Genomic DNA, 16,987 nt, shown 5'->3' on the forward strand with positions numbered 1-16,987 from the left:
GAGAGGCCGGCGAGCGCCGCCGGTGGGGTTGCCGTTTAAGTGGGCACCGGACCTAGTTTAGAGCGAACATGTCTTCAGAGTACGCGACCGACGCGCTCGTCTCCGCCGACTGGGTGGAGGAGCGCTTGGACGAGTTCCAGAGCGACGACCCGGACTACCGGCTGGTGGAGGTCAGCGTCGACACCGAGGCCTACGACGAGGGCCACGCCCCCGGCGCGATCGGCTTCAACTGGGAGAGCCAACTGCAGGACCAGACGACCCGCGACATCCTGAGCAAGGGTGACTTCGAGGACCTGCTCGGCGAGCACGGGATCGCCAACGACTCGACGGTCGTGTTCTACGGCGACAACTCCAACTGGTTCGCCGCCTACGCCTACTGGCAGTTCAAGTACTACGGCCACGAGGACGTCCGCCTGCTCGACGGCGGCCGCGACTACTGGGTCGAGAACGACTACCCGACCACGACGGAGGAGCCGGAGTTCTCCGCACAGGAGTACACCGCCCGCGGCCCCTTCGAGGACATCCGCGCGTACCGCGAGGACGTGGAGAACGCCATCGAGCGCGGCGTCCCCCTCGTCGACGTTCGCTCGCCCGAGGAGTTCTCTGGCGAGGTGCTCGCGCCGCCGGGACTCAACGAGACCGCCCAGCGCGGCGGCCACATCCCCGGCGCCCAGAACATCTCCTGGGCCGCGACGGTCAACGACGACGGGACGTTCAAGTCCGCCGACGAACTCCGCGAGCTGTACGCCGAGAAGGGGATCGACGGCGACGAGTCCGTCGTCGCCTACTGCCGCATCGGCGAGCGCTCCTCGATCGCGTGGTTCGCGCTCCACGAACTGCTCGGCTACGAGTCGACCGTGAACTACGACGGCTCTTGGACCGAGTGGGGCAACCTCGTCGGCGCGCCCGTCGAGACCGGCGACGGCGAGTAACGTCGGCAGCCAGCCGCTCCCTGCGGCCATATTGACGGCGTTCGACTGCCCCGACCGTGGGCTACAAGCCGCTCCTGCCCCTCCGTCGGGGTATGGACGCCGACACCTTTCTCGACGAACTGCGGGACGCCCGCGGCACCGAACTCTCGCGGCTGAGCTCCTCGAAAGCCGTCTACGCGCTGACCGGCGGCGAGATGACCGGCGACGCGGTCCGGGCCGGCACCGCACGCGAACTCCACGCGCTCACGTCGGTCTTCGACGACTGGGCGGAGACGAGCGAGGACGATGTGGCCGACCTGTTCGCCGACGCCGCCGTGTTCGCGGCAACGTCTGCCGGCGACTTCGACACCGAGGCAGCGAGCGACGCCGCGACGGGCATCACCGCCGACGCACTCGCGGGCGGGGAGACCGACGTGGAACGACTCGCCGGCGCCGCGGCCGCCCTGCTCGTGCTCGAAGAGCTCACGGGCCAGCTCGTCGGCTTCTTCGTCGGCGACGCCGACCGGACGAGCGCCGACGAGTTCCGCCAGTTTCGTTCGGAACTGGGCGAGTACCGGGACGACGCGGCCGACCTCCTCGCCGAGCACTGTGCGGACGACGCCGACCGAGAGATCGCGAGCGAGGTCGGCACCGACGTGATCGACGCCGCCTACGACTGGTACGTCGAGACGCTGGAGGGGATGGGCGTCGAGCCGAAGAACGTCTGTTGAGTCGGGCAGCCCGTCGCTCTGGAGCGATCCGTACCTCTCAGAATCTCCAGACGAAACGGAGGGGTGTTAGACGCCGCCGACGGTCTCGCGGTACGCCGTGATCGCTTCCTCGGCGTCGTCGACGTGGGCCACGGCGTCCCCGTCCAGCGACTCGCGGATATCCGACAGCGCATTCAGGTGGCGCGCGAGCCGGCCCTGATCCGGCCCGCGGTCGGCGGTCGCCAGTTGATCGAACTGGTCGGCCTGTTCGGCGAGGCGTTCTTGCAGTTCGGGGTCGGTCGCACGCTCGGCCGCCGCCCGGAGTTCGTCGCTCGCGGTCTGTAGCTGGTCTCGGGTCATGTACGGCGGTTCGGCGCGAAGCGACAAAGCCGTTCGGCCGGCGCTCTCGCTACCATGGTCTCAGCCGTCCAGTTCCTCCCGGCGCTCCCGCACGCTCTCGAGCGCGTCGTTCACCTGTTCGCTCACGTCGCCGCTGGTCGCCTCGCGCAGGTCACCCAGCGCGTGGAGGTGCTGCATCAGGTCGTCGCCGTCCGGCTCCTCGTCGGCGGCCGCCAGCGCGGCGAGGCGGTCGGAGAGGTCGTACAGCCGGCGCTGAATCTCGGCGTCGGTGGCGGCCGCGCTGGCCCGTCTGAGCGCCTCGCTTGCGTGCTGGAGTCGGTCGTCGGGCATGGTCGATCCGTCGGCGCGCCCGCGGCAAAGCGGTTCCGTTCGTCGGTGCGAACGGTTCCCACGACCGGGCCGCTCAAGTCCGTTCATCACCTGTTTCCCGCCAATGAGCGACTCCCAGAGCGGTCCGCTGTCGCCGGACCGACCCGAGGCCGAGCGGCCGTTCCGCGTCGACGCCCCCTTCGACCCCGCGGGCGACCAGCCCGAGGCCATCGAGCAGTTGGCCGAGGGGTTCCGCGAGGGGATGGACCGCCAGACGCTGCTGGGCGTGACCGGCTCGGGCAAGACCAACACCGTCTCGTGGCTGATCGAGGAGATCCAGAAGCCGACGCTCGTCATCGCCCACAACAAGACGCTCGCGGCCCAGTTGTACGAGGAGTTCCGCGAGCTGTTCCCGGACAACGCCGTCGAGTACTTCGTCTCCTACTACGACTACTACCAGCCCGAGGCGTACGTCGAGCAGTCGGACACGTTCATCGAGAAGGACGCCTCGATCAACGACGAGATCGACCGGCTGCGCCACTCCGCGACGCGCTCGCTGCTCACGCGCGACGACGTGATCGTCGTCGCCTCCGTCTCCGCTATCTACGGGCTGGGTGACCCGCGGAACTACGTCGATATGTCCCTGCGACTGGAGCAGGGCCAGCAGATCGACCGCGACGAACTGCTCGGCCAACTGGTCGACCTGAACTACGAGCGCAACGACGTCGACTTCACCCAGGGCACGTTCCGCGTCCGCGGCGACACGGTCGAGATATTCCCGATGTACGGCCGCTACGCCGTCCGCGTGGAGTTCTGGGGCGACGAGATCGACCGGATCCGGAAGGTGAACACCCTCGAAGGCGAGGTCGTCAGCGAGGAGCCGGCAGTCCTCCTCCACCCGGCGGAGCACTACTCGATCCCGGAGGACCGCCTGCAGGAGGCGATGGCCGAGATCGAGGACCTGATGGAGGAGCGCGTCCGCCACTTCGAGCGGCAGGGCGACCTCGTCGCCGCCCAGCGCATCGAGGAGCGCACCACGTTCGACCTCGAGATGCTGCAGGAGACGGGCTACTGCTCGGGGATCGAGAACTACTCGGTCCACCTCTCGGACCGCGAGCAGGGCGAGGCGCCGTACACGCTGCTCGACTACTTCCCCGACGACTTCCTCACCGTCGTCGACGAGTCCCACCAGACGCTCCCGCAGATCCGCGGGCAGTTCGAGGGCGACAAGTCCCGCAAGGACTCGCTGGTCGAGAACGGGTTCCGGCTCCCCACCGCCTACGACAACCGCCCGCTCACGTTCGAGGAGTTCGAAGAGAAGACCGACGAGACGCTGTACGTCTCCGCGACGCCCGGCGACTACGAGCGCGAGCACTCCGATCAGATCGTCGAACAGATCGTCCGGCCCACCCACCTCGTCGACCCCGCGGTCGAGGTGACGAGCGCCGAGGGACAGATCGACGACCTGATGGACCGCATCGACGAGCGCATCGAGCGCGACGAGCGCACGCTCGTGACGACGCTCACCAAGCGGATGGCCGAAGATCTCACCGAGTACCTCGAGGAGGCGGGCGTGAACGTCGCGTACATGCACGACGAGACGGACACGCTCGAACGCCACGAGATCATCCGCTCGCTCCGACTCGGCGAGATCGACGTGCTCGTCGGGATCAATCTCCTCCGTGAGGGGCTGGACATCCCCGAAGTGAGCCTCGTCGCGATCCTCGACGCCGATCAGGAGGGGTTCCTGCGCTCGGAGACGATGCTCGTCCAGACGATGGGTCGTGCGGCACGGAACGTTAACGGCGAGGTGGTGCTGTACGCCGACGAGCGCACCGACGCGATGAGCAGCGCGATCGAGGAGACGCGCCGCCGCCGGGCGATCCAGCAGCGCTACAACGAGGAACACGGCTTCGAGCCGACCACGATCGAGAAGGAGATCGGCGAGACGAACCTCCCCGGGAGCAAGACCGACGCCTCCGGCGCCGCCGACGCCGAAGTCGGCGACGCCGACGACGCCGCCCGCCAGATCGAACGGCTCGAAGAGCGCATGGAGGCCGCCGCCGACAACTTGGAGTTCGAACTCGCGGCGGACATCCGCGACCGGATCAGGGAGCTCAGAAAGGAGTTCGACCTCGACGGCGGCGACGAGGGCGTCGCCCCCGAGCCGGACGCGGAGTTCTGAGCCAACGGCCCGGACTGACGCGCTCTAGGAGGTCGCCGTGGGCGTCGCCGTCTCGGTCCCGCCGTCGGTTTCGTCGCCTTCGCCGGCACCGTCGCCGCCGTTCTCGGAGTCGTTCTCACTGCCGTCTTCGGTACTGTCGCCGCCGTCCCGTTCGCGGGCGTCGGGCGCGCCGTCCTCGCCGGTACGCTCGTCGGGGGCGCTCCCGTTGCCAGCCCCGTCGTCGCCGTTCCCCGTTTCGGCGCCGCCGTCGCTCGGCGGGCCGCCGGTGTTGTTCCCGGCGGTCGACGCGTTCCCCGTTCCGTTCTCGGCGTCGGGACCGACGTCGTCGGGCGGTCCGGCCTCGTCACCCGCTCCGGGCTCGCCGTCCTCGTCGGGCGGGCCGGCGTCGTCAGGTGGTCCCGCGTCCTCCGGTGGGCCGGCGTCCTCGGGCGGGCCGAGTCCGTTGCCTACCCCCTCACCGGCGATCTGGCGGGCGGCCTCGGCGACGTCGCCGCCGCCGGTACGGTTCGCCTGCTGTGCGATCGAGCGCACCTCGCTCACGTTCGCGCCGTGCTCCCGGAGCGCCGGCTCGGGGAGCGACGCCGCGTTGGTCGCGGTCCGGTTGGCTTGGCGCTCGACCGCCCGGATCTGGGCGGCGAGCTCCGCGAGGCGGGCGCGGTACTCGCCCTGACCGATGCTGCCGTTCTCGTGGGCGCGTTCGAGGCGGGCTTTCTCCGCTTCCAGCTCGTCCAGCCGCTCGCGGAGCTCGCGGCTCTGCTCGGCGACGACCGCCGCCTTGGAGTCGTTCGTGGACGCCGCCGCGAACTCCTGGGCGAACGCCCGGCGGTCGATCTCGTTGTCCACCTCGGCGCCCTGGACGCCGACGACGCCCGCGAAGACGGCGCCGGGCTCCGACCCGTCGCCGGTGTCGGTCGTCTGGGCGCCGCCGGCGAACGCGGCGGCTGCCGGGACGCTCCCGACGAGCACGAGCAGCGCGATGGTGACGGCGGCGGTTCGGTTCACGGTCGATCGATAAGCGACCCATCGGTAAAAACAGTCAACTCCCTCCACCCGGGTTCACCCCGATTAACCCAGTTTAACGTCCCGACGGCGGCCGATCACTCCTCGTCGTCGGGGAACTTCAACACGTTCTCGCGGCCGAGCCGGAACGACTCCACCTTCCCCTCGTCGCGCAGGTCGCCGACCACCTGACTCGTGCGGGCGGCGCTCCAGTCCAGCTCCTCGGTGACGGTCTTCTGTTTCATCCGCCCCCCGTTGGCTTCGAGCAGGCGGAGGACGCGCTCCTCCGGACTGAGCAGCTCCTCGGCGGTGTCGTCCTCGCTCCCCGCGTCGGCGACGCCCGCGGCGGCCGCCCCAGTCTCCGGATTAGGTGCCGTCTCGTCGCCGACACCCGCGTCCTGCTCGGGTTCCGGTTCGTGTCCGTCCTCCGGCCCTCGATCGGGCTCGGTGCCGACGGACGGTTCGTCGTCGCCGACGCCGGGGACCGGCGTTCGGCCGGCCTGTCGCCGGCGGTAGTACCACAGCACCCCGGCGGCCCCGAACAGCGCGATACCGACCAGCGGTCCCCACGGCGGCGCCGAGTTCCGCGTCCGGAGCACCACGCGGGGCTGTCCCAGGTCGAACTCCCGGGGTCCGGTCCACGTCACCGAGCGCTCGCCCTCGCGGTCCGGTTCCGGCTCGACGAGCGAGACCACGTACCCCTCGGGCCACCTGATCGTGAGCTCGGTGTCCGCGTCGAGGAACAGCCCCGTCAGCACCTCGCCGGTCGCGAGCCGGTCGTCGGACACGTCGGCGAAGCCGACCCAGTCGAAGCCGTAGCGGACGATGCCGTACTCGCCGCTGAGCGGGCTGGTGGTCGCCTCGACGCTGACGTTCTCGACGGCCATCTCCCGCCCGGTGGCGTTCTCCGCCGTCGCGACCGTCGACCGCATCCGCGAGGCGAACTGGCTACGGTACTCGCTGGTGTTCCCCTCGATGTCGCGCTGGAGGCTCTCGAACGCCTCCGTCGTGTTCTGGTCGTCGAGCGCCACCCGGTACTCGATCGTCCACCGGGCGTCGCCGTCCTCCTCGATCGCGGCTTCGAGCACGACCGAATCGCTCTCGACGTCGCCGGTCTGGAGCCCGGGGAACTCCGCGGCGGCGCCGACCCCCGAGCCGACGAGCAGGAGCGCCAGCGCGACCGTGACGACGGTCCGTCGATCCATTCGCCCGAACGTGGGACGGCACGGAGTAAATGCGTTGCCGTCCGGCAGTCGCCCGGCGAACGTCGCCGCTCGCGGCTCGACGCCGCCGAAACGGCCACAGCCCTTTTACTCACCCCCCGACGAGCTACCTCGCATGAACACGCGAGGCAATCTCGAGGCCGAGGACCTGCTGAAGCTGATACTGGTGTTGGTGGTGGTGTGGCTGGCCATCGAAGTGCTCGGCGAAGTGCTCGGCCTGTTCGCCAACCTGCTCGGCCTGCTGCCGGACCTGCTGGGGATCGTGATCGTCGTGTTGGTGATCCTCTGGTTGCTCGACCGGATCTGAGCCTCCCGCGGATCGCACCGCTGACGCTCGACACCCGACGACGCGCTTTTTGCCGCCGACTCCCCACGCCCACTCGTGAGCCGTCGAACCCACAGCCCCGCCCCCGCCCGCCGGTGAACCTCCGCGTCCCGCCGGCGGTCGAGCGCCTCGCCGACCGTCTCCACCCGAAACTCACCCCCTTCGAGCAGGTCCGGGAGCGCCACACGCTCGTCGTCAAGCGGATCGAGGCCGACACGTGGCGCGCGGGCCGCGGCGGCGTCCGGGAACGCCTCCGGCGCGTGCTCGACGAGACGAAGCCGTTCCCGGTCCGGATCGACGGGATCGACTACTTCGCCGACCCGCCGGACGGCCACGGGCCGGTCGTCTACCTCGCCGTCGAGAGCGAGGGGATCCGTCAGCTCCACCGGCGGCTCTGCCGGGAGTTCCCGGTCGTCGACGAACTGGAGGGGGAGAACTACGTCCCGCACATCACGCTCGCCCGCGGGGGCAGCGTCGCCGACGCCGAGCGCGTCGCCGAAACCGAGATCGAACCCGTCGAGTGGACCGCTGACCGCGCGCTCACGTGGGACCGCGAACACCGCGAAGCCGTCGATCGGTTCCGCCTTCGAGGCTAACCCTCAGTCTTCGGCCGCGACCGTGAAAAGGGATTTGGACGTTTTCGGGCGCCCTAAAGCGCTGAAACTCCCGATTTTCCGCTCAGAACCACAAGACCCTATACGGAGGCAGGAGAAACGCCGGGTGATGCCAACCGTCGAATACCTCAACTACGAAGTGCTTGACGACCACGGCTGGTCGATGGACGACGACGACCTGTTCGAGCAGGCCGCCGACGCGGACCTCGACGACGAGGACTACGGCACGCTCGAAGTGAATCAGGGCGAGTACATCCTCGAAGCGGCCGAGGCTCAGGGCTACGACTGGCCGTTCTCCTGCCGCGCCGGCGCGTGTGCGAACTGCGCGTCGATCTGCAAGGAGGGGGAGATCGACATGGACATGCAGCAGATCCTCAGCGACGAGGAGGTCGAGGAGAAGGACGTCCGCCTGACCTGTATCGGTTCGCCCGCCACCGACGAGGTCAAGATCGTCTACAACGCCAAGCACCTCGACTACCTCCAGAACCGCGTCATCTGATCGCGGTCGGCGCTTCTCGAACGGGTCTTTTTCGACGACGGCACGCCAGCGCCCCGCTTTCCGCGCCCGCACCGCCCGCTACTGTTCTTTCGGCGTCGTGGCGACGCTGATCTGGGGCGGACTCGCTGGTACTCGTACCGGCGACATGATCGTCCCCGCAGTTCAACTCCACCGCAGCAGCACCATCAGCCCGATCAGCGCCAGTTGGAGCAGCCCCTGCACCCCGCCGAGCTTGGCGTTCAGCGCGCCGATCCGGGAGATGACGCTCGCGTCCGGCTCCGCGGAGGTGATTTGGGCGTACATCCGGATCTCGCCGGGCAGCAGGAAGCCAAAGCCCTGCACCGACAGCAGCGTCACGATCCCCAGCGACAGCGCGACGAGCAGCGGGATCTCCTCCAGCCCGCCGATCGTCGTCGCCACCCACGACAGCGAGCCGACCGCCGAGAGCGCGAACAGCGCCTGCCAGCGCCGGTCGTCGAAGGCGTCGAGCCGATACCCCGCCAACAGCAGCGCCGGCAGCAGGTTCGCGGCAGTGAACAGCGCGAGCCACGGCTCGCTGTTGGGGAAGTAACCCAGTCGCTGGGCCAGCGTGATCCCCCCGGCGATCGTCACGAGCGCCATCGCGGGCAGGAAGAACGTCGTCTTCGGCGTCAGCCGCGTGAACACCGCGGCGCTCTCCTCCTCGTCCAGCCCGCCGATCGCGGGGCCGAGCACCGCCCCCATGAACAGGTCTGTCCCGGTCCACAGCAGCCCCGCCATCACGTGGACGTACGTGTGCACCTCGATCGACGCCATCCCCGAGGTCACGTACGCCGTCGCCAACAGCGAGACGGCGACGACTCCGCCCGCGAACGCGGGGTTCGCCCGGCTCCCCAGTCCACTGATCGTGCCACGTACCGAACGTGTCGACATACGGGGACGTTCTGACGGTTGGTAATAAGGCTACCTCCTGCGGAACCCTCTCGGCGCGCCGACCCGGCCGGTTTCCCCAAACGCTTTGCCCGTCGCCGCTGGCCTCGGGGGTATGCTGGACTCGCTGGGAGCGATCGCCTCGCCGGGCGACCTCGCGCGCCTGCTCGCGGTGCCGCTGCTGGGCTGGGCCGCGCTGCGCGACGTCCGCACCCGCCGGGTCCCCAACTGGGTCTGGTACGTCCTCGGCGGCCTCGGCGTGGCCCTGCTGGCCCTCGATCTGGCGCGGGCGGCGCCGTTCGCGGGCCGCTACGCCCGCCTCGAACTGTTCCGCGTCGCGGTCAGCGTTGGGCTGGTCGTCCCGCTGTCGTACCTGTTCTGGCGGATCGGCGGCTTCGGCGGCGCCGACGCGAAGGCGCTGATGGCGCTGGCCGTCCTCTTCCCGACCTACCCCGCGTACTACCTCCCGGCGACGCTGTTCGGCGTCTCCCTCCCGCCGGTGCTCCCGGTCGAACCGACTCTCGTCGGGGTGTTCTCGCTGACGGTGCTGACCAACACCGTGCTCGTCGGCGCGCTGTTCCCGCTCGCGCTGGCGGCCCGGAACGCGCTCGCGGGCCGGATCGGCCCGGCGATGTTCCTCGCCCGGGTCGTGCCAGTCCACGACCTGCTCCACCATCACGGCCGGCTGTTCGAGGACCAGTCGGGCTTCACTCGCTCGGGACTGGACGTGGACGCGCTGCGGATGTACCTGCGCTGGCGCGGGCTCTCGCTCGCGGAACTGCGCGCGGCGCCCGCCCGCTACCGCGACCCCGAGAGCGTCGGCGAGACGTTCGACCCGACCGACGGCGCCGTCGACGAGGCCGCCGTCGAACACGGGGAAGCGACGGGGAGCGAGGACGTCGATGCGGACGCGGTGGACGACGACCCGTGGGCCGCCGAGCGCTTCCTCGACGAACTCGACGGCTCGGCGTACGGCACCGACACCGAGACGCTCCGGGCGGGGCTGGAGACCGTCAGCCGGGAGGACGAGGTATGGCTCTCGCCGGGGCTGCCGTTCCTCGTCCCGATGTTCGTCGGCCTGCTGCTCGGGCTGACGTACGGGGACCTGCTGTACGGGCTGTTAACCGCGGTCGGGCTGGCCTGATCACCGACGCCGCTCGACGACGAGCAGCGCGGCGAGGCCGAGGATGAGCAGCGTGTACGCCGTCGCGGCCAGCAGCGCGTCCCCCTCGGTGGCGTACTCGCCGGTCCGGAAGATGATCGCCTTCCGAACCATCGCGATCACGCCGGTGTAGAGCACGAGCCGGACGATCCGGCGGGTGTCAGACTCCTGCGTGTAGGCGACGACGGTGTGGTACACCTCGACGATGATCAGCAGCAGCAGCGCCGTGTCGATGAAGCCGACGACGATCAGCGGGTCGGTGATGGAGCCAGAGGCGGCGCTCTGGACGATCTGCAGCGCGAGGTCGAACACGCCGATCGCGAACAGTACCCCGAGCACCACGGCGGCGACGACCTCGGTGTAGCGGATGAGCTTCTGGCTGAACGCGAGGATTCGGTCGTCGAGGCTGTCGCCGAGTTCCGGCCGGGTCCGTACCGGGTCCGATCGATCGTCCGTCACACTTCACGGTTCGTGGCCACCGTCAAGACTCTGTGGGCGTCGGCCGCGCACTCTTTACCTCCGAGGGCCAACCGTGGCGTATGGCCGACCTCTCGGCGGTCGATATCGACTTCGGCGACGACGGGCTGGTCCCCGCGGTGGCACAGGACGCCGACTCCGGCGAGGTGTTGATGCTCGCGTACGTCTCCCCCGAGGCGCTCAGGCGCACCGTCGACACCGGCCGCGCCCACTACTACTCCCGCTCCCGCGAGGAACTCTGGGAGAAGGGCGCGACCAGCGGTAACACCCAGTCCGTCGTCGACGTGCGCGTCGACTGCGACGCCGACACGCTCCTCTACGTCGTCGAACAGGACGGCGGCGCCTGCCACACCGGCCACCGCTCCTGCTTCCACCGGTCGATCGCGGAGATCGACGACGCAGGTGAGACCGCACAGGTCGAGACGACCGGCGAACGGGTGTTCGACCCCGACGACGTCTACGAATGAGCGTCGCCGACGAGCCGGTCCCCGCGGAGCCGAGCGCCGACGACCTGCTCGACGAACTCCGCGAGGCCCGCGAGGAGCGCGAGGCGATCGCCGCCGAAATCGAACGCTACGGCGAGCAGTCGGTCCAGTCCGTCGCCGACGCGGTCGGCGAGGCGACCCGGCTGTTCGACCGCTACGAGGACTCGGCGACCGGGACGGGCGACTTCGAGGCGTATCTGGAGTTCCAGAGCCAGTTCGCCGAACTGGTCGAGAGCCTCCCCGAGGAGATGCCCGAACGCGACGGCTTCGAGGAGGCCAACGAGGCGGTCGACCAGCGCACCATCTCCGAGAGCGACTTCCGGCGCGCCCGCGAGGCCATCCGCGAGGCCGGCGAGATCGCCGACCTGCTCGACCGCCGCGAGGCCGCCCAGCAACGCGTCGACGACGCCGAGCGCGCCGTGACCGAGCGGCTGTCGGCGATCGAGCGCCGGCTGGACGAACTCGCCGAACTCCGGCGGCTGGGCGACGCGGACCTTTCCGCGCCGACCGAGACGCTGACCGAGCCGATCGAACGCTACGACGCCGCCGTCCGCGAGGCGTTCGAGGCGTACGTCCAGGATGCACCGGTCCGGGAACTGCTCGAACTGATCGAGACGACGAAGCAGTACCCGCTGATCGACTACCAGCGGCCGCCGACGGACCTGCTGGAGTACGTGCGAAACCACCCCGCGGGCGAGGAGCCGCTGTCGACGCTGCTCTCCTACGCGCAGTACTCGGGCTCGAAGCTCTCCCACTACGTCGAGGACCCGACCGCGTTCGAGACCACCGTCCCGGTCCACCGGACCTACCTCGACCGCATCGGCCCGGAGCCGCTGACGGTGGGATCGCCGCCGCCCGCGGACGAACTGCGCTACCTCGCGAGCGAACTCGTGTCGGTCGTCGGCCGCTTCGCCGACGAGGAGACGGTCGCGCTGGCCCGGAACCTCCGTGATCTCGCCCGGCGGGAGGACTACGACCGGCTGCGGGACGCGGTCGTCGCGGAGGAAGAGCTTACCGCGGAACAGCGTGAGGCGCTCCGGAACGGCGAGATCGAGGCCGAAGCCGAACGGCTCCGCGGGGAGCGTGATCGGTTGGAGCAGGCGTTGGAGAACTGAGAACGGTCCTCGGCCGGCGGGTCAGTTGTCGAGCGCCGCCGCGAGTTTCTCTTCGACGGCGTCGGCGAGTTCGACCGCGCGCTCGCGCTCGCGGGCCTCGGCGTAGATCCGGACCTTGGGCTCGGTGCCGGAGGGCCGGACCAGCACCCACGCGTCGCCGTAGTCGAGCCGGTAGCCGTCGACGGTGCTCGCTTCCACGTCGGCCGCCTCGGCGTACTGCTCGGCGGCGGCGAGCATCGCGCTGAGTTCGGACTCCTCGTCGTACGCGAGGTTGCGCCGGACGTTCTCGTAGGCGGTGTAGGGCGCGACGACCTCGCTCGGGCTGTCGCCTGTTTTCGCGAGCAGTTCGAGGAACTTCGCGGCGATGAACGCGCCGTCACGGACCAGCCGGAAGTCGGGGAAGAAGATCCCGCCGTTGCCCTCGCCCGAGATGGGGACCCGGCGGCCCTCGGCCTCGAGTTCCTGAATCCGCGTGATGATGTTCGTCGCGCCGATCGGGGTGAGTTCGAGGTCGGCGCCGACCTCGTCACACACGTCGACGAGTCGCTGGGAGACGTTCACGGCGGCGACGGTGGCGTCGCCCGGCTCCAGGGCTTCGGCCGCCAGCGCCGCCAGCGAGGCGTCGCCCTCGATGTACTCGCCGGTCTCGTCGAAGAAGATCGCGCGGTCGGCGTCGCCGTCGTGGGCCACCCCAACGTCGGCGTCGCTCGCCCGGACGAGCCGGCCGAGGTCGTCGAGGTTCTCCGGGACCGGCTCGGGGTCGCGGCCGGGGAAGTGGCCGTCGGGCTGGCCGTTGACGGTCACCACGTCACAGCCCAGCCGGCGGAAGAACTCGGGGCTGGTGAGCGCGCCCGCGCCGTGGCCGGGGTCGAGTGCGACGGTGAGGTCGGCGTCGGCGATCGCCTCGCGGTCCACGTTCGCGAGCAGGTCGTCGACGTAGTCGTCGGCGACGCCGTCGATGGGTCGGGAGGTTCCGGTGCCGTCCCAGCCGGCCTCGTCGAACGTCTCGCCGAGCAGGCAGTCCTCGACGCGTTCGAGTTCGGCGACGGGGAGTTCGACGCCGTCGGCGCCGACGAGCTTGATCCCGTTGTACTCCGGGGGGTTGTGGGAGGCGGTAACGACGACGGCCGGGACCTCCTCGACCTCGGCGTAGCGGACGGCCGCCGGCGTGGGGAGCACGCCGAGGCGGTCAGCGTCGACGCCCACGGCGGTGAGGCCGGCGTCGGCGGCGTTGGCGAACAGTTCGCCGGTGGTTCGCGTGTCGCGGGCGATCGCTGCGCGGTCGGCGTCCCAGACGGTGCCGGCGGCCTTGGCGACCCGGAGGACGAACTCGGCGGTGAGCTGTTCGCCGGCGACCCCGCGGGTGCCGCTGGAGCCGAAGACCTTCATTCGAGTGGTGGTTGTGTGCTGGGGGTCAAAGCGGTTCCGGAGAGGGAAAGTTGGTACTCGTTGTTTCCTGCGGTGTGGTGGGGTCTGTGACAGTAGCTTCGGCGATGGTGGGCTGGATGACTTCCGCGACAGCAACAGCAGCTCGATCGTTGGCACCTTGTGACCGCACCGCCACGCACAGCCCACAGACCTCCCCACCCGACTCGTTCCTTCGCTGTCGCTCAGTCACTCGTCCCTCGCGCTCGGCTCGCGCACGGAGGCGCGAGCGCTTCGCGCCGACAGCGACCGCGGTGCGGTGGCGGTGGACGCCGCGGGCCGGCGACGACTGCCGGCCCGCGGGGGAGGGGTGGGGACTCGGCGCTGCGCCGGGCTTCATGCCCGGCACACTGCGGTCGCAAGTGGTCAAGCATCGAGATGCTGTCGCGGTTGCTGTCGGATGTTCCGTTCCAGCACCTCGGGCAAAACTCACCACCAGATTTCCACCAGTTCTGAAAAACGAACCCACCTAATCGTCAGCGCTCGCCACGTTCGCCGAGCCGCCGGCCTGCATCGCCCAGAGGTTCGCGTAGTCGCCGTCCTCACGCAGGAGTTCGTCGTGGCTCCCGCTCTCGGCGACCTGCCCGTGCTCCATCACCACGATGCGGTCGGCGTCCTTGATCGTCGACAGCCGGTGGGCGATCACGAACGCCGTCCGGTCCTCGGTCAGCCGGTCGAGGCTCTGCTGGATCTGCTCCTCGGTCTCCGTGTCCACGTCGGAGGTCGCCTCGTCCAGAATGACGATCTCCGGGTCGTTCAGCAGCGCGCGGGCGATCGCCAGCCGCTGGCGCTGCCCGCCCGAGAGCTTCACGCCGCGCTCGCCGATCTCGGTGTCGTACCCCTCCGGCAGGTCGGTGATGAACTGGTGGGCCTCCGCGGCCTTGGCGGCCTCGACGACCGCCTCGCTCACCTCGCCCTCCTCGCCGTCGAGCACCGAGAGGTCGCCGTAGGCGATGTTCTCCTCGGCGGTCCCCGAGAACATGTAGGGGTTCTGCTCGACGATCCCCACGTGCTCGCGGAGCGCGGGGAGATCCCACTCGCGGACGTCGACGCCGTCGACGCGAACCGCGCCCGAGTCGACGTCGTAGAACCGCGGCAGCAGCTTCAGCAGCGTCGACTTCCCGGCGCCGGTCGTGCCCGCAAGCCCCACAGTCTCGCCCGCCGCCACGTCGAGGTCGATCCCGTTCAGGATCGTCTCGTCCTCGTCGTAGCCGAACGTCACGTCGTCGAACTCGACGCGGCCCTCGACTTCCTCGGGCACGTAGGCGTCCTCCGGCGTCGTCACCTCGGGCTCGTGGCCGAGGATCCCGAACACGCGCTCGGAGGAGGATTTCGCGAGCTGGTACTTGTTCGCGGTCTTCCCGACGCGGCGCATCGGCGCGTACAGCCGGCGCAACAGCATGAAAAAGGTCGCGACGACGCCGGCTTCGAGCGCGCTCGAGGAGCCGGTGATGATGTCGCTGCCGACGACCCACAGCATCGCGACGAACACCAGCCCCGTGACGACCCGCAGCGAGGAGAAGAAGGCGCGCCGGATTTTGATCGCGCCGACCTTCTCGTCGTGGTAGATCTCGCTCTGGTCGGAGACGCGGTCGAGTTCGAAGTCGTAGCGGTTGAACGTCTTGATCACCCGTGCGCCGCCGAGGTTGTTCTCCAGCCGGGAGTTCAGCCGCGACACCGTCTCGCGGATGCCGCGGTACTTCGGCTCGATCCACGTCAGGAACTTCCCCGACGCGAGGCCGATGATCGGCACCGGCGCCAGCGCGATCACCGCCACCTTCGGGGAGTACCAGAACATGATCGCCGCGATGCCGCCGACGGTCGCGACGACGCGGATCGCCTGCCGTATCTCGGTGTTCAAGAACTGCTCCAGCCGGTTCACGTCCTGATTCAGCACGGACATCATCGCGCCGGTCTGATGAGAGGCGAAAAAGCCCAGCGAGAGCCGCTGGATGTGGTCGTACGTGTCGTTCCGGAGGTCCCGCTGGACCTTCTGTGCGGTGGACATGAACAGGTACCGCGACGCGAAGCGGGCCAGCGACCGGACGACGTACGCCGCGCCGGCGATGATCACCAACTGTTCGAGGAACGCCAGTCGGGCCGCCTGCCCGCTGATCTGTCCCGAGGGGATCAGGCCAGCAGTGACCAGCAGGCCACCTTGACCGGTGCCGTTCCGGATCACGCGATCGATCGCGACCCCGACCAGCAGCGGCGGGATCAGTCGGGACAACCGTACCACGAACGCGGCGACGGTGCCCACGGTCAGGCGCCGCCAGTAGGGGATGCAGTAGCGCAGGAGCCCCTTCATCGAGTGGCCGTCGACCGACTGACGGATCTCGGAGAAGCTCCCGTGTTCGTCGCTCATTACGGTTCGAAACACGCTCCAGTCGGAAAGGTGTGGGGCTGGCGGACATGGGGACCGGTTCGAACGTCGGCGTTCCCGGCTGTGTCACCGGTCCCGCGCCACGTCGAACCCGCGGCCTTCGAACGCCGCGACGGCGCGCTCGAACGCCTCGTCGCCGTCGACGGCGTACAGCGACGGGAGCAGCAGCCGCCGCTTCCGGGTCTTGCCGTCGGTTCGGAACGTGAGCACCAGTCGCGGCCGAGTCAGCCCTTTCGATCCGCGCGTCGCGGCTACCGACTCGATCCGGTCCAGATCGAGGGAGTCGACCGACCGGTAGCCTCGCGCCCGGCCGATCAGCCAGCCGAGGCCGACCAGGCCGACCACGACCCCCGGCAGGCGCCACCGCCCGTGGCCGAGCTCCCACGCGAGGACGCCCAGCCCGTAGAGGATCGCGAACAGGTAGCCGGCGACGATCGCGCGCTGGCCGCGGCTGCCGCCGTGCCAGTAGTCCCGGAGCAGCGCGCGGAGGTAGCCCCCGATGGACTCCTCGAACCGGACGGTGCCGTCGACGAACCGCGCCCGGCCGCGCTTCGTCCGGATTTCCGTCGGCGGCGTCACTCGCTTTCGGCGTCGAGGTCGGTCGCCGAGAGCGGGACGGTCGACAGCCCGCCGGCGTTGCCGTTCTTGTAGGCGTAGACCACCACGCCCGCCTCCCGGTCGATAGCGCGTTTCAGCGTGCCGTTCGGGTCGCCCCGGCTCAGCGACGCGGTGTCGAGCTCCGAGAGCGAGTCCGGGTCGTCGTCGACGGGGGGACCGGCCGACGCGTCGGCGGACTCGTCGACACCCCAACTGCTCTCCGCGTCGCTGTCGTCGTCGGACTGCTCGTCGTCGAAGAGGGCCATAGTGGGCGTGTGGCCCCCGGCGTAGAAAGTGTA

At 69.7% G+C, this 16,987-nt stretch carries 19 protein-coding genes; 9 read left to right on the forward strand and 10 right to left on the reverse strand.

Features of this window, described 5'->3' with window-relative positions; genetic code table 11:
- Positions 1 to 68 precede the first annotated feature (68 nt).
- Together ACYQZ5_RS13805 and ACYQZ5_RS13810 are read left to right on the forward strand one after the other, a co-directional pair.
- Complete coding sequence (locus tag ACYQZ5_RS13805) at positions 69 to 932, forward strand: sulfurtransferase (protein WP_379732457.1); 864 nt, start codon at positions 69 to 71, stop codon at positions 930 to 932.
- 92 nt (positions 933 to 1,024) lie between these two features.
- On the forward strand, positions 1,025 to 1,642 hold the full coding sequence (locus ACYQZ5_RS13810; RefSeq protein WP_379817871.1) for a transcription antitermination protein: 618 nt from the start codon (positions 1,025 to 1,027) through the stop codon (positions 1,640 to 1,642).
- A gap of 66 nt (positions 1,643 to 1,708) precedes the next feature.
- On the opposite strand, the gene ACYQZ5_RS13815 is transcribed toward ACYQZ5_RS13810, so the two are convergent.
- Together ACYQZ5_RS13815 and ACYQZ5_RS13820 are read right to left on the reverse strand one after the other, a co-directional pair.
- Positions 1,709 to 1,981, reverse strand: a complete 273-nt coding sequence (locus ACYQZ5_RS13815) for a DUF7553 family protein (protein ID WP_379732222.1) — start codon at positions 1,979 to 1,981, stop codon at positions 1,709 to 1,711.
- A 60-nt stretch (positions 1,982 to 2,041) separates the two neighbouring features.
- Entirely contained in the window at positions 2,042 to 2,311 is a 270-nt protein-coding gene (locus ACYQZ5_RS13820; RefSeq protein ID WP_379732221.1) for a DUF7553 family protein, read from the reverse strand.
- Between the two features lie 103 nt (positions 2,312 to 2,414).
- Here ACYQZ5_RS13820 and uvrB point away from each other — a divergent pair, with 103 nt between their 5' ends.
- Entirely contained in the window at positions 2,415 to 4,475 is a 2,061-nt protein-coding gene (gene uvrB, locus ACYQZ5_RS13825; RefSeq protein WP_379732220.1) for an excinuclease ABC subunit UvrB, read from the forward strand.
- A gap of 24 nt (positions 4,476 to 4,499) precedes the next feature.
- On the opposite strand, the gene ACYQZ5_RS13830 is transcribed toward uvrB, so the two are convergent.
- Together ACYQZ5_RS13830 and ACYQZ5_RS13835 are read right to left on the reverse strand one after the other, a co-directional pair.
- Complete coding sequence (locus ACYQZ5_RS13830; protein WP_459846534.1) at positions 4,500 to 5,477, reverse strand: hypothetical protein; 978 nt, start codon at positions 5,475 to 5,477, stop codon at positions 4,500 to 4,502.
- A 95-nt stretch (positions 5,478 to 5,572) separates the two neighbouring features.
- On the reverse strand, positions 5,573 to 6,679 hold the full coding sequence (locus tag ACYQZ5_RS13835; RefSeq protein WP_459846537.1) for a DUF7345 domain-containing protein: 1,107 nt from the start codon (positions 6,677 to 6,679) through the stop codon (positions 5,573 to 5,575).
- Between the two features lie 133 nt (positions 6,680 to 6,812).
- Between ACYQZ5_RS13835 and ACYQZ5_RS13840 the strand changes: the two genes are divergently transcribed.
- The 3 genes from ACYQZ5_RS13840 to fer all read left to right on the forward strand — a co-directional run bounded on the left by ACYQZ5_RS13840 (position 6,813) and on the right by fer (position 8,135).
- The gene (locus tag ACYQZ5_RS13840) at positions 6,813 to 7,004 is read left to right on the forward strand and encodes a DUF7554 family protein (RefSeq protein WP_379732917.1); all 192 of its coding nucleotides are present in this window, start codon (positions 6,813 to 6,815) and stop codon (positions 7,002 to 7,004) included.
- 113 nt (positions 7,005 to 7,117) lie between these two features.
- Positions 7,118 to 7,618, forward strand: a complete 501-nt coding sequence (locus ACYQZ5_RS13845; protein ID WP_379818460.1) for a 2'-5' RNA ligase family protein — start codon at positions 7,118 to 7,120, stop codon at positions 7,616 to 7,618.
- Between the two features lie 127 nt (positions 7,619 to 7,745).
- The gene (fer, locus tag ACYQZ5_RS13850; protein WP_379732596.1) at positions 7,746 to 8,135 is read left to right on the forward strand and encodes a ferredoxin Fer; all 390 of its coding nucleotides are present in this window, start codon (positions 7,746 to 7,748) and stop codon (positions 8,133 to 8,135) included.
- 162 nt (positions 8,136 to 8,297) lie between these two features.
- Here fer and ACYQZ5_RS13855 read toward each other — a convergent pair whose 3' ends face one another.
- The gene (locus tag ACYQZ5_RS13855; protein WP_379732598.1) at positions 8,298 to 9,011 is read right to left on the reverse strand and encodes a hypothetical protein; all 714 of its coding nucleotides are present in this window, start codon (positions 9,009 to 9,011) and stop codon (positions 8,298 to 8,300) included.
- 160 nt (positions 9,012 to 9,171) lie between these two features.
- Here ACYQZ5_RS13855 and ACYQZ5_RS13860 point away from each other — a divergent pair, with 160 nt between their 5' ends.
- Positions 9,172 to 10,188 carry an A24 family peptidase gene (locus ACYQZ5_RS13860; RefSeq protein WP_379818462.1) on the forward strand — a complete coding sequence of 339 codons (1,017 nt, stop codon included), beginning with the start codon at positions 9,172 to 9,174 and terminating at the stop codon, positions 10,186 to 10,188.
- On the opposite strand, the gene ACYQZ5_RS13865 is transcribed toward ACYQZ5_RS13860, so the two are convergent.
- A complete protein-coding gene (locus ACYQZ5_RS13865; protein ID WP_379732675.1) occupies positions 10,189 to 10,665 on the reverse strand; it encodes a phosphate-starvation-inducible PsiE family protein in 477 nt (158 codons plus the stop codon).
- An 80-nt stretch (positions 10,666 to 10,745) separates the two neighbouring features.
- On the opposite strand from ACYQZ5_RS13865, the gene hisI reads away from it, so the two are divergent.
- Both hisI and ACYQZ5_RS13875 read left to right on the forward strand, forming a co-directional pair.
- Positions 10,746 to 11,150 carry a phosphoribosyl-AMP cyclohydrolase gene (hisI, locus tag ACYQZ5_RS13870; RefSeq protein ID WP_379732674.1) on the forward strand — a complete coding sequence of 135 codons (405 nt, stop codon included), beginning with the start codon at positions 10,746 to 10,748 and terminating at the stop codon, positions 11,148 to 11,150.
- Entirely contained in the window at positions 11,147 to 12,283 is a 1,137-nt protein-coding gene (locus ACYQZ5_RS13875; RefSeq protein WP_459846542.1) for a DUF7118 family protein, read from the forward strand. The genes hisI and ACYQZ5_RS13875 overlap by 4 nt, the downstream gene beginning before the upstream one ends.
- Positions 12,284 to 12,304: 21 nt before the next feature.
- On the opposite strand, the gene glmM is transcribed toward ACYQZ5_RS13875, so the two are convergent.
- From glmM to ACYQZ5_RS13895, 4 genes are all read right to left on the reverse strand, one after another.
- The gene (glmM, locus tag ACYQZ5_RS13880) at positions 12,305 to 13,672 is read right to left on the reverse strand and encodes a phosphoglucosamine mutase (RefSeq protein WP_459846545.1); all 1,368 of its coding nucleotides are present in this window, start codon (positions 13,670 to 13,672) and stop codon (positions 12,305 to 12,307) included.
- Between the two features lie 505 nt (positions 13,673 to 14,177).
- Complete coding sequence (locus tag ACYQZ5_RS13885; protein WP_379732455.1) at positions 14,178 to 16,073, reverse strand: ABC transporter ATP-binding protein; 1,896 nt, start codon at positions 16,071 to 16,073, stop codon at positions 14,178 to 14,180.
- An 84-nt stretch (positions 16,074 to 16,157) separates the two neighbouring features.
- The gene (locus ACYQZ5_RS13890; RefSeq protein WP_379818000.1) at positions 16,158 to 16,670 is read right to left on the reverse strand and encodes a hypothetical protein; all 513 of its coding nucleotides are present in this window, start codon (positions 16,668 to 16,670) and stop codon (positions 16,158 to 16,160) included.
- Positions 16,667 to 16,954, reverse strand: coding sequence for a hypothetical protein (locus ACYQZ5_RS13895; protein WP_379732354.1), 288 nt, complete (start codon positions 16,952 to 16,954; stop codon positions 16,667 to 16,669). The genes ACYQZ5_RS13890 and ACYQZ5_RS13895 overlap by 4 nt, the downstream gene beginning before the upstream one ends.
- Between the last annotated feature and the right edge of the window lie 33 nt (positions 16,955 to 16,987).

This window comes from Halolamina salina, from assembly GCF_054653455.1.